The organism is Microbispora sp. NPDC004025, from assembly GCF_053604425.1.
The window spans coordinates 52616-66740 of record NZ_JBSGHN010000005.1 but is presented as its reverse complement, the minus strand read 5'-3'; the positions used below and the strand labels follow the sequence as shown (position 1 = coordinate 66740).

Sequence of the window (14125 nt, the reverse complement as noted above, 5' to 3'; positions counted from 1 at the left end):
CTTGAAAATCGCTTTCCGGTTACTTGATGAAGATTCTGGGCCAATACCGGCGGGGCAGCAGGATCTTGATCATCTTCGCCACGTGCCGCATCATCGGGATGCGCACGACGTGGTGGAGAGCGGGCTCCGACGGCTTGCGGTGCAGGCCCTCGCTCGGCCGCCGGCGCGGGGACGGCACGGCCGGCATCTCCCGGTGGCGGTGGCCGGACTGCCCGTACTGCGGATGCGGGCCGCTGAACGCGCCACTGTGGGAGCCGCTGTGGGAGCCGCTGTGGGACCCGGTGGAGGAGCCGCTGTGCCGGTGGAGCTGGCCACTCTGGCCGAACTGCCCGTACGGCCCCGACTGCCCGCGTGAGCCGTACAGGTCGTACGGTCCCGACTGCCCACGGGAGCCGTACAGGTCGTAGCGCCCCGAGGCGTACGAGTCGTACGGGTGGGGCTGGCCGTACTCCGCCGGCCGGTACGGCTGGCCGTACGGGCCCGGCTGCCGGTGGGGTCCCGAGTCGCGGTCGCGCGGGGTCACCTTGGGCGTGGGCCGCGACTCGGCGCGGTGCTGCCCCCGCTGGCTGCGCTGCGGCGGCTTGCGGGTCTCGGGCGCCGTGGGCTGCGGGGCGGTCGGCGGCGGCGTCGGCCGGCCGGCCCGGAGCGGGGAGGCGTAGGGGTCCTCGGCCGAGCCTCCGGCGGCGATCCTGGACAGCGCGTGGGCCGCGCGGACGCCGTCGAGCCTGGCCGCGGGGTCGATCTGGAGCAGGCCGCGCAGGACCGGGGCGAGCGGGCCTGCCTTCTCCATGGGGATGGGAGCGCCGCTGGTCAGGGCCGCGAGCGCGGCCGCCGCCGTCCGGCGGCCGTGGAGGCCGCGGCCCTCGACGGCGGTGTAGAGGGTCGCGCCCAGCGACCACAGGTCGGCCGCGGGGCTCGCCTTGTCGCCGAGGACGCGCTCCGGGGCGATGTACCCGGCGGAGCCGAGGACGATCCCGGCCTGGGTGATGGAGGCGTCGCCCTCGAGGGCGGCCAGCCCGAAGTCGGTCAGCACCGCCCGGTCGTCGTCGGTCACCAGCACGTTGCTGGGCTTCACGTCGCGGTGCAGGATGCCCTTGGCGTGGACGGCGCGCAGCGCGCCGAGCACCTGCCTGCCGATGTCGGCCACCCGGCGTGGCGGCAGCGGGCCCTCCTGGCGGATGAGCTCCTCCAGCGAGCGCGCCCTGAGCAGCTCCATCACGATCCAGGGACGGTCGTCCTCGGTGATGACGTCGAAGACCGTGATGACCGAGGGGTGGGCGACCATGGCGGTCGCCCGGCCCTCGCGTTCGGTGCGCGCGCACAGCTCCGCCCGCAGGTCCTCGTCCAGGACCAGCGGGAGGCGCACCTCCTTGACAGCCACCTCGCGGTCGAGCAGCTCGTCTCGCGCGCGCCACACAGTGCCCATCCCGCCGCGCCCGACCGGCTCGATCAGCCGATAGCGCGCGGCTAACAGGTATCCGGACGGCGCACGCATGAGTGGCAGCTTACCGATTTGTGTAGTGCGACCTGTAGAGACCATGCCGGGAAATTGTTGAGATCTTCTGTCAAAGATCCTGACAACCTCCCCGCAGGATCAGCGTCGTCCGATGGTAAGGACGGGGCCGGTCGTATCGGTGAAAAAGTCGTCGCCCTTGTCGTCCACGACGATGAATGCGGGAAAGTCCACGACCTCGATCTTCCAGACCGCCTCCATGCCGAGCTCCGGATATTCCAGGACCTCGACCTTCTTGATGCAGTCCTGGGCCAGCCGGGCGGCCGGGCCGCCGATGGAGCCGAGATAGAAGCCGCCGTACTTCTGGCACGCGTCCGTCACCTGCTTGGACCGGTTGCCCTTGGCCAGCATCACCATCGAGCCGCCGGCCGCCTGGAAGCGCTCGACGTACGAGTCCATCCGCCCGGCCGTGGTGGGGCCGAAGGAGCCGGACGCGTAGCCCTCGGGGGTCTTGGCCGGACCGGCGTAGTAGACGGCGTGGTCCTTCATGTACTGCGGCATGTCCTCGCCGGCGTCGAGCCGTTCGGCGATCTTGGCGTGGGCGATGTCGCGGGCCACGACGAGGGGGCCGGTGAGCGACAGCCGGGTCTTGACCGGATACCTGCTCAGCTCGGCGAGGATCTCCGGCATCGGGCGGTTGAGGTCGACGCTCACCACGTCGCCGCCGAGGTGCTCGTCCGTCGTGTCCGGGAGGAACCGGGCGGGGTCGGTCTCCAGCTGTTCGAGGAAGACCCCCTCCGGTGTGATCTTCGCCAGGGCCTGCCGGTCCGCGCTGCAGCTCACCGCGATGGCGACCGGGCAGGACGCGCCGTGCCTGGGCAGCCGGATGACCCGCACGTCGTGGCAGAAGTACTTGCCGCCGAACTGCGCGCCGATGCCCAGCTTCTGGGTCAGCTCGAAGACCTTCTTCTCCATCTCCAGGTCGCGGAAGCCGTGCCCGCTGGGCGAACCCTCGGTGGGGATGGAGTCGAGGTAGCGGGCCGAGGCGTACTTCGCCGTCTTCAGGGCGTACTCCGCGCTGGTGCCGCCCACGACGATCGCCAGGTGGTACGGCGGGCAGGCGGCGGTGCCGAGCGAGCGGATCTTCTCCTCCAGGAAGGCGAGCATGCGCTTCTCGTTGAGCACCGCCTTGGTCTCCTGGTAGAGGAACGACTTGTTGGCCGAGCCGCCGCCCTTGGCCATGAACAGGAACTTGTACTCGTCCGGGTGGCCGTTCGGGTCCTCGGCGTACAGCTCGATCTGGGCCGGCAGGTTGGAGCCGGTGTTCTTCTCGTCCCACATCGTCAGCGGGGCCATCTGCGAGTAGCGCAGGTTGAGCCGGGTGTAGGCGTCGTACACGCCGCGGCTGAGGTGCTCGGGGTCGCGCCCGTCGGTGAGCACGTGGCGGCCGCGCTTGCCCATGACGATCGCGGTGCCGGTGTCCTGGCACATCGGCAGCACGCCGCCGGCCGAGATGCTCGCGTTCTTGAGCAGGTCGAGGGCGACGAAGCGGTCGTTGCCGCTCGACTCCGGGTCGTCGACGATCTTGCGGAGCTGCGCGAGGTGGGACGCCCGCAGGTAGTGCGAGATGTCGTGGATCGCGGTCTCGGTGAGCAGCCGCAGGGCCTCGGGCTCGACCTCGAGGAACCTGCGCCCGGCCGCCTCGGTGACCCGCACCCCCTCGGTGGTGATCAGGCGGTATTCCGTCTCGTCCGGTCCAAGCGGGAGCAGGTCGGTGTAGTCGAACTCCGGCATCGTCCTCGGTTCCTCGTGGTCTGCCTGGTCGGGCGCGCCCGCCCCGCGGGCCGCCCATGGTCTTCGGACAGCGTACGGCGCGCGGGCCGTGGTCATCATGTCCGGGCTATGAGTAGCTTTTGAATAAGTTCATACTGACCATACGAGCACAAAGGGGGATAATTGAGACATAGAGAGGGGAGGGGTCATGGACGGCGGAGTATGGGTCATGGTCATATTCGCGATCGGCATCCTCGTGGCCCTGGCGGTGTCGCTGCTCACGCTCGTGCTGCGGCAGGTCAAGGACGGCGACATCCTCTGGTGGACCCCTCCCGGCGCGGGGCGGCCCTCCGGTGAGTGGCCGCCGCCGAGCGAGGCCGCGGACCAGGTCAGGGCATCTCGCGAGCCGCGACCCGAAGCGGCGGACGAGGCGAGGGCGAACGGAGCCCGAGGGCGATCCCGCTGATCACGAGGGCCGCTCCGGCCAGGTCGGCAGCGGAGGGGACGGCGACGCCCAGGAGGGCCGCCGTGGCGATCGCGCCCACGGGGATCATCCCGGCGAACAGCCCGGCCCGGTCCGCGCCCAGCCGGGGCAGCGAGCGATACCACAGGAAGAACGCCACGGTCGTCACCACCAGGGCGAGGTAGGCCAGACCGGCCGCCTCCGCGGCGGTCGGCACGCGCAGCACCTGACGGCCGTCCAAAGCGACGCCGGCGACCAGCAGGAACGGCACCGCGAGCGCGGCCGACCAGGCCGACACCCTGACGGGCCCGATAAGCGGCAGCAGCGGCAGAGCCAGCAGCGAGAAGCAGAGCTCGCAGGCCAGGGCGCCCAGGGACCACAACAGCCCGGCGGTGTTCCCGCTGCCGGCGCCGGTCGCCAGGACCGCGCCGGCGGCCACGACCAGGCCCGCCGCCACGACGCGCGGAGACGGACGGCCGCCCGTCGCGGCCGGCCCCACGAGGGCGAGCGCCAGCGGCACCGCGCCGAGGACGATGCCGGGCAGCGCGGGCCCGGCCGCCCGGGTCGCCTCGATCACGCAGACGTTGAACACCACGAGCCCGGTCAGCGACAGCGCGCCGAGCAGCCCCCACTGGCGTGGCCGCAGCCGTACCGGGCCGAGGCCGCGCGCCCGGGCGGCGGCGAGCAGGATCACGGCGGCCAGGGCGTAGCGGAGCGCCTGGCCGCCGTAGACGGGATAGTCGGCGATGACGTCCGAGACGGCCGCGAGCGTCCCCACGAGGAACATCGCTCCGGCGGCGCCGGCGACATGAGTGTTCATGTCTGGCGATGCTAGGAAGGCCTTGGTCCTCGCGACCGGTCCAATCATGGCGCGTTATCGTGGACCAATGGCCGATCTTCACCTTGTGGTCGACAGGGCCGCGGGCGGGCTCGCCGCGCAGATCGCCCGTGAGGTGCGGGAGGCGGTCCGGTCCGGCCGGCTCGCCCCCGGCGTCCGCCTGCCCGCCACCCGCGATCTCGCCCGTGATCTCGGCCTGTCGCGCGGCGTGGTGGTCGAGGCGTACGAGCAACTGGTGGCCGAGGGCGTCCTCGAGTCCAGGACGGGCGCCGGCACCCGGGTCGCGGCGGGGGCGGGGCGGCAGGCCGCCGAACGGACTCCGGAAGATCGGGAGGGGTGGCCCCACTACGGTCATCGGCCCACCTCGCCCGACCTCGGCACCTTCCCCCGGCAGGCCTGGCTCGCCGCCGTCCGCCACGTCCTGGCCACGCTGCCGAACGACGCGCTCGACTACGGCGACCCGGGCGGGGTGCCCACCCTGCGCCGCGAACTGGCCGCGTACCTCGGCCGGGTGCGCGCGGCGGACGCGCCCCCGGACCACGTCGTGATCGTGACCGGGGTGGCCCAGGGGCTCAGCCTCGCCGTGCAGGCGCTGGTGCGGGAGCTGGGCCGCGGGATCGTCCTGGCCGTCGAGGACCCGACGAGCACGCGTCAGCTTCCGCTGCTGCGGCGGGCCGGAGCGGACATCGTGCCCGTGCCCGTCGACCGGGAGGGGATCGTCGTCGGGGCCCTGCCCGGCGACGCCGACGCCGTGCTGGTGACCCCGGCGCACCAGTACCCGACCGGCGTCGTCCTGTCCCCGGCCCGCCGCGCCGCGCTGATCGACTGGGCGGGCCGCACGGGCGCCCTCGTGCTCGAGGACGACTACGACGCCGAGTTGCGCTTCGACCGCGACCCGGTCGGGTGCCTGCAGGGCCTCGCGCCCGACCGGGTCGTGCTCTCGGGCAGCGTGAGCAAGGCCCTCGCGCCGGGGCTGCGGCTCGGCTGGGTCGCGGCGCCCCCGCGTGTCGCCCATGCCGTACGGCTCGCGCGCGGGGAGTTCGACCTCGGCTCGCCGGTCATCGACCAGTACGCGTTCGCCCACCTCATCGCCGTCGGCGCGTACGACCGGCACCTGCGCCGAATGCGCCGCGAGTACCGGCGGCGCAGGGACGCCCTGGTCCGCGCCCTGGCCGAGCACCTTCCCCGGGTCACGGTGCACGGCATCTCGGCGGGGCTGCACCTGTACGCCGAGCCGGACGGCGACCCCTCCGGCCTAGTGGCGGCCGCCCGCGCCGCCGGCCTGTCCGCCGAGGTCGTGACGCCGGCCCACGGGCCGCCGGGGTTGGTGATCGGCTTCGCCCGCCTGCCCGCCCACCGGGTGACCGAGGCCGTCCGCGCCCTCGCCGCCACGCTCCCGGCTAGGACGTGAGGGGGGCCGCCGTGGGCGCCGGGCGGGCCGTACGGGGCTGGAAGCCGCGCGCGAGCAGGATGATCGCGGCGGCGAGCACGAGCGGAGCGGCGAAGGCGACGCGGAAGCCGGCGGCGTCCGCGACGCCTCCGACGAGCGCTGCCCCCACGATGAAGCCCACGTAGTTGAACATGTTGACCCGGGCGATCGCCACGCCGGTGCCCGCCGGGTCGAGGCGGCCGGCCGCGGAGAACGACTGCGGGGCGACGACCGACAGGCCGATCCCGGTGAGGGCGAAGCCCGCGATCGCCAGCGGCACGGACGGCGCGGCCACGATCGCGACGAAGCCCAGCGTCGCGACGGCGCCCCCGGCGCGCACGATCGCCGCCGGGCCCCACCTGCGCACCGCGAGGTCGCCGCCGACGCGCACCAGGAACGTCGTGAGCTGGTAGGCCCCCAGAGCCAGCGGGATCACGGTCGCCGAGGCGTGCAGGACCTTGTCCATGAAGACGGTCCCGAAGTTCGAGACCGACGAGTCGCCCACGTAGAGGAACGCCATCGCGAGGCAGAGGGGGATGATCGGGCGCCACGCGACCCCGGCCGGCTTGCCGGCGTCCGCTTGCTCGTCGCGGACGGCGGGCGCGCGGTGTTCCTCCTGCGGCCGGTAGAGCCAGAGGGAGGACACGACGGCGAGCGCGGCGGCCGGGACGAGGGCGATCGTGAACGTGACGGGCAGGCCGAGGCCGAGCGTGGCCGCCGCCGAGGCCCACAGCGACCCGATGACCGCCGCGACGCTCCACAGCGCGTGGAACCCGGTGAGCACCGCCCGGCCGTACTCCCGCTCGACCGCGACGCCCTGCATGTTCATACCGGCGTCCACCCCGCCCAGGCCGAGGCCGAACAGGACGTTGGCCGCGACCAGCATGGGGATGTTCGTGGCGAGACCCGCGAGCACGACGGCGGCGCAGGCGAGCGGCTGCACCAGACGCAGGATCAGCCGGCTGCCCCACCGCGACGCGGCGGCGCCGGCGAGCGCGCTCCCGGCCCCCGCGATGACCGGGACGACCAGGAGCAGGACGGTCAGCTCGCCGTCCGTCAGGCCGTGCTTCTTCTGCAACGCCGCCACCTGGGTGAGCAGCGTGGCGAAGGTGAGGCCCTGGACGAAGAACACCGCGAACGTGGCGAGCCGGGCCTGCCTGTCGCGAGGAGTGGGCCGAGGAGTGGACACCGTGCCCTCTGCTGACACCGCGGGCCTCCAAAACATGAGGGGGGTTCAAGTTTTCGCCAGCGTAGGAGCAGCCACCCGCCCGGTCAATGGGGTACGCCGGTCAGGGCCTGCCGCCTGCTTCGCGTGCCGCCACCCAGGCGGCGACCTGGGCCCGCGAGGCGAAGCCGAGCTTGTCCAGGATGTGCTCGACGTGGCCCTCCACCGTGCGTTGCGAGATGACGAGGGCCGAGGCGATCTCCTTGTTGCTGCGTCCCTGGGCGACCAGATCGGCGATCTCCCGTTCCCGCCGGGTGAGCGGGGACGGCTCGGCCGAGGGGACCACCGTCACGGGCCGCGCGGGTCCGGCCCCTGCGGCCGTCTCGTCCGGGGACGCGGGCCCGCCCTCGGCCCGGTCGCCGAGCGCCTCCTCGATCACCTCGTCCGGCGTCAGCCGCTGCCCCTTGCGGGTCTCGCGGCTCAGGCCCCGGTCGCCCAGATTCGTACGGAGTTCGTCCAGGCACCGCTCGTGGAACTCGGCGAACCGCTTGTCGCGGCTGGGCACCAGCCCGACCCTGCGGCCGATCTCCTCCGAGGCCGCGAGCAGCCGGGCGGCATGGGCGTGGCGGCCTCTGCCGGCCTGCACCCAGGCGAGGATCCCCAGGTTCGTCGCGATGTTCATCCGGTCGCCGAGGTCGCGGCCGAGCAGGAGGGCTTCGCGCGCCATCGCCAGCGCGCGGTCGTCGTCCCCGCCCTGCCATAGATGGACGGCGAAGATCGTGAAGACCCAGGCCCGGCCGGAGCATTCACCGTGGGCCTCGGTCAGCGCGAGCGCGCGCTGGAACAGCTCCGTGGCGCGGGCCCGGTCGCCGAGGTAGCCGACGCCGGCCGCCAGCGTGATCAGTGCGATCAGCCGGCCGCTCAGGTCGCCGACGGCCTCTTCCTCCTCGACGGCCTGTTCCAGCAGTTCGGCCGCCCTCGCGTAGTCGCCGGCGTAGTGCTCCGCCAGCCCGGCGACGAGGGACGTCTGGGCGAGTGCCTCCGGGTCGCCCAGCCTCTCGGCGAGCGCGCGGCTCTCGGCCAGCAGGAGCCGGCCCCTGGCGGTGTCGCCCTGCGTGAGCACCAGTTCCGCGTCGGCGCACAGCGCCCGCGCCCGCAGGACGGTGGGCGCGGGCGCCGCCCACAGCGTGCGGTCCAGCCAGTGGCGGCCCTCGTTGTAGTACGCGTTGGCCAGCCAGCAGGGGTAGGTCAGGTAAAGCGCCATGCGCAGCCCGCTCTCCGCCTCGCCGGGCTCCTGCAGGCAGAAGTCCATCGCGGCGCGCAGGTTCGGCTGCTCCAGGTCGAGCCGCCTCAACCAGGAGACCTGGTCGGGGCCGAACCACTCGTCGGCCGCCCGCCGCGCCAGCAGGAGATACAGGTCCCGGTGCCGCCGCTGGAGCGACCGGCGCTCCGCGGGCCCGCCGAGACGCTTGCGGCCGAACTCCCGCAGGGTGTCCAGCATGCGGTAGCGGACCGAGCCCGCGTGCTCCTCACGCAGCAGCAGCGACTTGTCCAGCAGCGCGTCGAGCAGGTCGAGCACGTCGTCGCGTTCGATGCCGTCGCCGGTGCACACCGCCTCGACGGCGTCCAGGTCGAAGTGCGAGGGGAAGATCGACAACCGGGTCCACAGCGTCCGCTCGGCGGCGGGCAGCAGCTGGAAGCTCCAGTCCACCAGCGCGTGCAGGGTCTGCTGCCGCGGCACCGCCGTACTGCTGCCTCCGGTGAGCAGGCGGTAACGGTCGCGCAGGCGCTCGACCAGCGCTTTCACCGACAGGGCCCGCAGCCGCACCGCGGCCAGCTCGATGGCCAGGGGGATGCCGTCGAGCTGGCGGCACAACTCGGCGACGGCCGCCTGGTTGTCCTCGGTGACGGTGAAACCGGGCAGGACCGCGGCCGCCCGTTCCGTCAGCAGGCTGACCCCGTCGTACAACTCCAGCGACCTGCGGTCGAGCGGCCGGTCCGGCTCCGGGACGGGCAGCGGCGAGATCTTCATCCGGTGCTCGCCGGTGATGCCGAGCGACTGCCGGCTCGTCGCGAGGATACGCAGTTCGGGAGCCGCCCGCAGGAGCCGGTCGGCGAGCACGGCGCAAGCGTCACGCAGATGCTCGCAGTTGTCCAGCACGAGCAGGGTTCGCTGGGAGGCCAGCACCCGCTCCAGTGCGTTCAGCGGGCAGTTCGCGGCCTCGTCCCGCACGCCCATGGTCGCCGCCACCGTCTCCGCCACGAGCCCGGGGTCGCCGACGGTGCTCAGGTCCACCAGCCAGACGCCGTCGAACGCGCGGCGCTGCTCGGCGGCCGCCCGCAGGGCCAGCCGGGTCTTGCCGACACCGCCCACTCCCGTGAGGGTCACCAGGCGCGACGCCGAAAGCAGCCGTCTGATCTCGGCCAGCTCGCGTCTGCGGCCGACGAAGCTCGTCAGGTCGGCCGGAAGGTTGCCGACCTGCCGTGTCACCACCCCCGCGACCACCTCCTCACGCTAAGCGGCCACGAAGTCCCCGGTCAACGTCGCCCCTGGTGGGCACCCGACGCCGCGTCGCGTGGTGACCGCCGCGCGAAGACCGCTTACTCTCGATGGTGTGAGCAGCAGCGAGTCCTCAGCCGTGAAGTGGATCTCCGCCTTCCTCTCGCCGCGCACCGCCGACACACCGGACCCTTCCCTGCTACGGGCGTCCGACGCCGATCGGGAGCGGATCGTCGCGGTGCTCGCGGACGCCGTCACCGACGGGCGGCTCACCCTCGTGGAGCACGAGGAACGGATCGAGCGCGTGTGGGCCGCGCGGACTCTCGGCGAGCTGGCCGAGCTGACCGTCGACCTGCTGCCGCCGGAGAGCCAGCCGTTCCGCATGGACAGCCGTCCCGTCACCGCCTTCTTCCGCACCGAGACCCGCGGCGGCCGGTGGGTCGTGCCCTCCCAGGTGCCGGTGACATCCCTGGGCGGCACGGTGTCGATGGACCTGTGCGAGGCGCTGCTCCAGTCACGGCACGTGGTGGTCCAGCTCGCCGTCATGGCCGGCACGGTCAACCTGACGGTCCCCGAGGGCGTGCGGATCGTGACCGCCCCGGACGCCCGCGTCCGGTCGTTCAGGAACGAGGTACGGCTCCCGCCGGGCGCGACCGACTTCGCGCCGGACGCGCCCGTGATCGAACTCGCCGGGTTCGTCTTCGGCGGCAAGGTCGTCGCCCGCTCGCCGAAGCGTCCCCGTCGCCGCCTGTTCGGCCGTTAGACGGCCGTGTCGAAGTTGATGGCGCTGTAGGCGCCGAGCTTCCAGAGCTGGTGCTCGCTCTCGATCTTCCGGATCGTGCCCGACCGCCCCCGCATCACGAGGGAGTGCGTCACCGCCGCGCCGCCCTGGAACCGCACGCCGTGTCCCAGCTCGCCGTCCGTGATGCCCGTGGCGGCGAAGAACACGTCGTCGGAGCGTACGAGGTCGTCGGTGGTGAGCACCTGGTCGAGGTCGAGGCCGGCGTCGAGGGCCTTGCGGCGCTCCTCCTCGTCGCGCGGCCACAGCTTGCCCTGGATGACGCCGCCCATGCACTTGAGGGCGCAGGCGGCGACGATGCCCTCGGGCGTGCCGCCGATGCCGAGCATCAGGTCGACGCCGGTGCCGCTGCGCGCCGCCATGATCGCACCGGCCACGTCGCCGTCGGTGATGAAACGGATCCGCGCGCCGGTCTCCCGGATCTCCTTGACGATCCGCTCGTGCCGCGGCCGGTCCAGGATCACCACGGTGACGTCGGACGGCTTGGCGCCCTTGGCCCGCGCCACGGCGCGGATATTGTCGCCCACCGGGGCGTTGATGTCCACATGCTCGGCCGCCTGCGGGCCCGTGACCAGCTTCTCCATGTAGAAGACCGCGGACGGGTCGTACATCGAGCCGCGCTCGCCGACCGCGATCACGGAGATCGCGTTGTTCATGCCGAGCGCGCACAGCCGGGTGCCGTCGATCGGGTCCACGGCGACGTCGCACTCGGGGCCGGTCCCGTCGCCGACCTCCTCGCCGTTGAACAGCATCGGGGCGTTGTCCTTCTCGCCCTCGCCGATCACCACGACGCCCTTCATCGAGACCGTGTTGATCAGTTGGCGCATGGCGTTCACGGCGGCGCCGTCCGCCCCGTTCTTGTCTCCCCGTCCCACCCAGCGCGCGGCCGCCATCGCCGCCGCCTCGGTCACCCTGACCAGTTCCAGAGCCAGATTGCGGTCGGGTGCGTGTTCCCCCGTCGCCAGAGCGGCCGGTACGTGATCAGCCATTGATCCCCTTTTAGGTAGGTGCCATTCCAGCGATCGTAGTTCGCGAAAGCCGTTCTTGTCCGATTGGTCTGGACCTGTTGGGCCAGGTAGGAGGCCATTTGCGGGCGCGGACCCCCGGCACGGACGGCTCGGGGATATCGTCGCCGCATGAGCAGCGACACCGAACGACCAGTGACGATGCGCACGTCGGAGCGGGGCGCGGCGACCAGGGGAGCCCTCCTGGAGGCCGCGAAGGAGACGTTCATCACGAGCGGCTTCGCCGAGGCGGGCGTCACCGATGTGGTGGCCCGGGCCGGCGCCAGCGTCGGCAGCCTCTACCACCACTTCTCCGGCAAGGCCGATCTCTACCTGACGCTGTTCGAGGAGTTCCAGAAGCGGCAGGCCCAGCGCACCCGGCAGGCCGTGCAGGAGGCCCGGGCGGCCGGGGAGACCGACCCGATGCCCCAGTTCCTCGCCGCGGCGCGGGCCTACCTGGAGGGCTGCCTCGCCGAGCGCGACCTCGCCGCGCTCTTCCTGCGCGGCGACGCCCCGCCCGGGTTCGAGGTCATCATGCGCGACCGGCTCCGGCAGTGGGCCAGGCGCACCGCGGCGCTGTTCGAGCACGAGGACGCGCTGGTCGTCGTCGTCACCGGCGCCCTGGCGGCCGTCGTACAGGAGGTGACGCTGTCCGACGATCCGGAGGCGGCCCGCAGGATGGCCGAGGACGCTCTTCGCATCATCGGCCTTATTCGGCATCCGTGACGGCCGGTACGGCCACCGCCCGCTCCACCGGCTAGGCTCGCGTCACGTGGGACGATTCACCCAAGGACTGTACGGTTACGCGTTCGCGCTCTTCGTCTGCCTCGCCGGCGTCGGCGTGTTCCTGCTCATCACGCCGCAGAGCCGAACCGAGCACATCCCGCGGGTGGACTTCTCGATCGACCAGCTCAACGCGGCGCGCACCGCGCCGTACGAGGTCGTCGCCCCGAACCGGGTCCCGGACAACTGGGTGCCCAACAGCTCCTCGCTGACCCAGAAGAACGGCGTCGTGACGTGGCGGCTGGGGTTCGCGACCGCCAAGCGGCAGCACGCCATGCTCGCGCAGAGCGACGAGCGGCCGTCCGCGGACTTCGTCAACCGCATGGCCAACACCGACAAGCCCGGCGGAAGCCGTCAGATCGACGGCGTGACCTGGGAGGAGCGGTTCCGCCAGGACAAGAACCAGCGGACGCTGGTCCGCGTCTTCCCCGACCACGCGGTGGTCGTCACCGGATCGGCCGACTGGGACGAGCTGACCGCCCTCGTCCGGACCCTCGCCCCCCAGGCCAAACCCTCTCCGGCGCCGTCAGCGGGCTGATCCGGGAGCCGGGCTGACGGCCGCCAGTAGATTCGCGACCAGCGGGCTCCGGGCGTCCTCGTGCCAGCCGACGGCGACCCGGGTACGCGCCCCCGACTCGACCGCGCGGAAGGCCACCCCCTTGAGGCGGATGCGCCGGATGCCCGCCGGGGCCAGGCTGACGCCAAGGCCGGCCTCCACGAGGGCGCACACGGTCTGCCATTCCACCGCGCGCTGCGCGACCCGCGGTGTGAAGCCCGCCGCCGCGCACAGGCCGACGATCTGGTCGTGCAGTCCCGGCCCCGCCGCGCGGGGCAGAAGCACGAAGGGCGAGCCCGCCAGCTGCGCGAGCCTCACGGACCGCTGGGCGGCCAGCGGGTGCGCGGACGGCAGCACGGCCACGAAGGGCTCGGTGAGCACCGTCCGGAAGTTCAGGCCGGGCTCGTCCGCGGGGGGCTCGCGCAGCAGGCCGACATCGATGGTCTTGTCGCGCAGTGCGGTGATCTGCGGCGCGGTGGTCATCTCGTGGATGTCCAGGCGGACGTCGGGGTAACGCCGCCGGAACGCGCGCAGCAGTCCGGGCAGGACGGTCAGGGCGGTGGAGGCGGCGAAGCCGATCCGCAGGCGGCCGGTCCGGCCGCTGCCGGCGGCCCTGGCGGCGGACAGCCCGTCGGTGAGATCGGCGAGAGCGCGCCGGGCGGCGGGCAGCAGCTCGCGGCCCGCCGCGGTCAGGGCGACACGTCCCGGTTCCCTGGTGAACAGCGCGTGGCCGACCTTGTCCTCCAGGCGGCGGATCTGCTGGCTGAGCGGTGGCTGGGCGATGCCCAGGCGGGCGGCCGCGTGGCCGAAGTGCAGTTCCTCGGCGAGCACGACGAAGGCGTGCACCTGCGCCAGCGGGAGTTCGGGGCGCTCCATACGCCCAGTGATATCAGGCGATGTCCGAGGACGTATTAGACGTATCGGCACGCCTCGGCCTAGCGTTCTGGCGCATGACAGAGCGACGCGCGATCCTCGGCGGTTCGACGTTCGAGGAGCAGATCGGCTACGCCCGGGCCGTGGTGGACGGCGACCGGGTGCACGTGTCCGGAACGACCGGTTTCGACTACGCCACGATGACGATCTCCGATGACGTGGTGGAGCAGGCCGAGCAGTGCCTGCGGAACATCGAGGCGGCGCTGTCCGAGGCGGGATGCACCTTCGCCGACGTCGTGCGGGTGCGTTACCTGCTGCCCGACCGGGCCGACTTCGAGCCGTGCTGGCCGGTCCTGCGCCGCCGGTTCGGCGAGGTACGGCCGGCCGCCACGATGATGCAGTGCGGCCTGGCCGACCCCCGCATGAAGATCGAGATCGAGGTGGACGCGCGGCGGCGCGGCGTCTGACGACCCCTGCCGTCACGCCGGA

12 protein-coding genes are annotated in these 14125 nt (G+C 72.6%); 5 read left to right on the top strand and 7 right to left on the bottom strand.

Annotated elements, in window-relative coordinates:
• Positions 1-19: 19 nt before the first annotated feature.
• The 3 genes from ACWEQG_RS15660 to ACWEQG_RS15650 form a co-directional block, all read right to left on the bottom strand.
• Entirely contained in the window at positions 20-1495 is a 1476-nt protein-coding gene (locus ACWEQG_RS15660; RefSeq protein WP_452285223.1) for a serine/threonine-protein kinase, read from the bottom strand.
• A gap of 99 nt (positions 1496-1594) precedes the next feature.
• On the bottom strand, positions 1595-3247 hold the full coding sequence (locus ACWEQG_RS15655; protein WP_452285221.1) for a fumarate hydratase: 1653 nt from the start codon (positions 3245-3247) through the stop codon (positions 1595-1597).
• Positions 3248-3615: 368 nt separating this feature from the next.
• A complete protein-coding gene (locus ACWEQG_RS15650; protein ID WP_452285219.1) occupies positions 3616-4509 on the bottom strand; it encodes a DMT family transporter in 894 nt (297 codons plus the stop codon).
• A 67-nt stretch (positions 4510-4576) separates the two neighbouring features.
• Here ACWEQG_RS15650 and pdxR point away from each other — a divergent pair, with 67 nt between their 5' ends.
• On the top strand, positions 4577-5938 hold the full coding sequence (gene pdxR / locus ACWEQG_RS15645) for a MocR-like pyridoxine biosynthesis transcription factor PdxR (RefSeq protein ID WP_452285217.1): 1362 nt from the start codon (positions 4577-4579) through the stop codon (positions 5936-5938).
• Here the strand turns inward: pdxR and ACWEQG_RS15640 are convergent.
• Both ACWEQG_RS15640 and ACWEQG_RS15635 read right to left on the bottom strand, forming a co-directional pair.
• Positions 5928-7163 (bottom strand): MFS transporter, encoded by a 1236-nt coding sequence (locus ACWEQG_RS15640; protein WP_452285215.1) that lies wholly within the window; start codon positions 7161-7163, stop codon positions 5928-5930. The two genes, pdxR and ACWEQG_RS15640, sit on opposite strands and share 11 nt — an antisense overlap.
• An 82-nt stretch (positions 7164-7245) precedes the next feature.
• The gene (locus ACWEQG_RS15635) at positions 7246-9627 is read right to left on the bottom strand and encodes an ATP-binding protein (RefSeq protein ID WP_452285213.1); all 2382 of its coding nucleotides are present in this window, start codon (positions 9625-9627) and stop codon (positions 7246-7248) included.
• Between the two features lie 109 nt (positions 9628-9736).
• Here ACWEQG_RS15635 and ACWEQG_RS15630 point away from each other — a divergent pair, with 109 nt between their 5' ends.
• Complete coding sequence (locus ACWEQG_RS15630) at positions 9737-10384, top strand: DUF1707 SHOCT-like domain-containing protein (protein ID WP_363471580.1); 648 nt, start codon at positions 9737-9739, stop codon at positions 10382-10384.
• Here the strand turns inward: ACWEQG_RS15630 and glpX are convergent.
• Positions 10381-11409, bottom strand: coding sequence for a class II fructose-bisphosphatase (gene glpX, locus ACWEQG_RS15625; protein WP_363471578.1), 1029 nt, complete (start codon positions 11407-11409; stop codon positions 10381-10383). The genes ACWEQG_RS15630 and glpX overlap by 4 nt on opposite strands.
• Positions 11410-11556: 147 nt before the next feature.
• Here glpX and ACWEQG_RS15620 point away from each other — a divergent pair, with 147 nt between their 5' ends.
• Both ACWEQG_RS15620 and ACWEQG_RS15615 read left to right on the top strand, forming a co-directional pair.
• A complete protein-coding gene (locus ACWEQG_RS15620) occupies positions 11557-12150 on the top strand; it encodes a TetR/AcrR family transcriptional regulator (RefSeq protein WP_452285211.1) in 594 nt (197 codons plus the stop codon).
• A 46-nt stretch (positions 12151-12196) separates the two neighbouring features.
• The gene (locus tag ACWEQG_RS15615; protein WP_452285209.1) at positions 12197-12745 is read left to right on the top strand and encodes a DUF4245 domain-containing protein; all 549 of its coding nucleotides are present in this window, start codon (positions 12197-12199) and stop codon (positions 12743-12745) included.
• Here ACWEQG_RS15615 and ACWEQG_RS15610 read toward each other — a convergent pair.
• Positions 12734-13639 carry a LysR family transcriptional regulator gene (locus tag ACWEQG_RS15610; protein WP_452285207.1) on the bottom strand — a complete coding sequence of 302 codons (906 nt, stop codon included), beginning with the start codon at positions 13637-13639 and terminating at the stop codon, positions 12734-12736. The two genes, ACWEQG_RS15615 and ACWEQG_RS15610, sit on opposite strands and share 12 nt — an antisense overlap.
• A gap of 74 nt (positions 13640-13713) precedes the next feature.
• Here ACWEQG_RS15610 and ACWEQG_RS15605 point away from each other — a divergent pair, with 74 nt between their 5' ends.
• A complete protein-coding gene (locus ACWEQG_RS15605; RefSeq protein WP_363463467.1) occupies positions 13714-14103 on the top strand; it encodes a RidA family protein in 390 nt (129 codons plus the stop codon).
• The last annotated feature ends 22 nt before the right edge of the window (positions 14104-14125 follow it).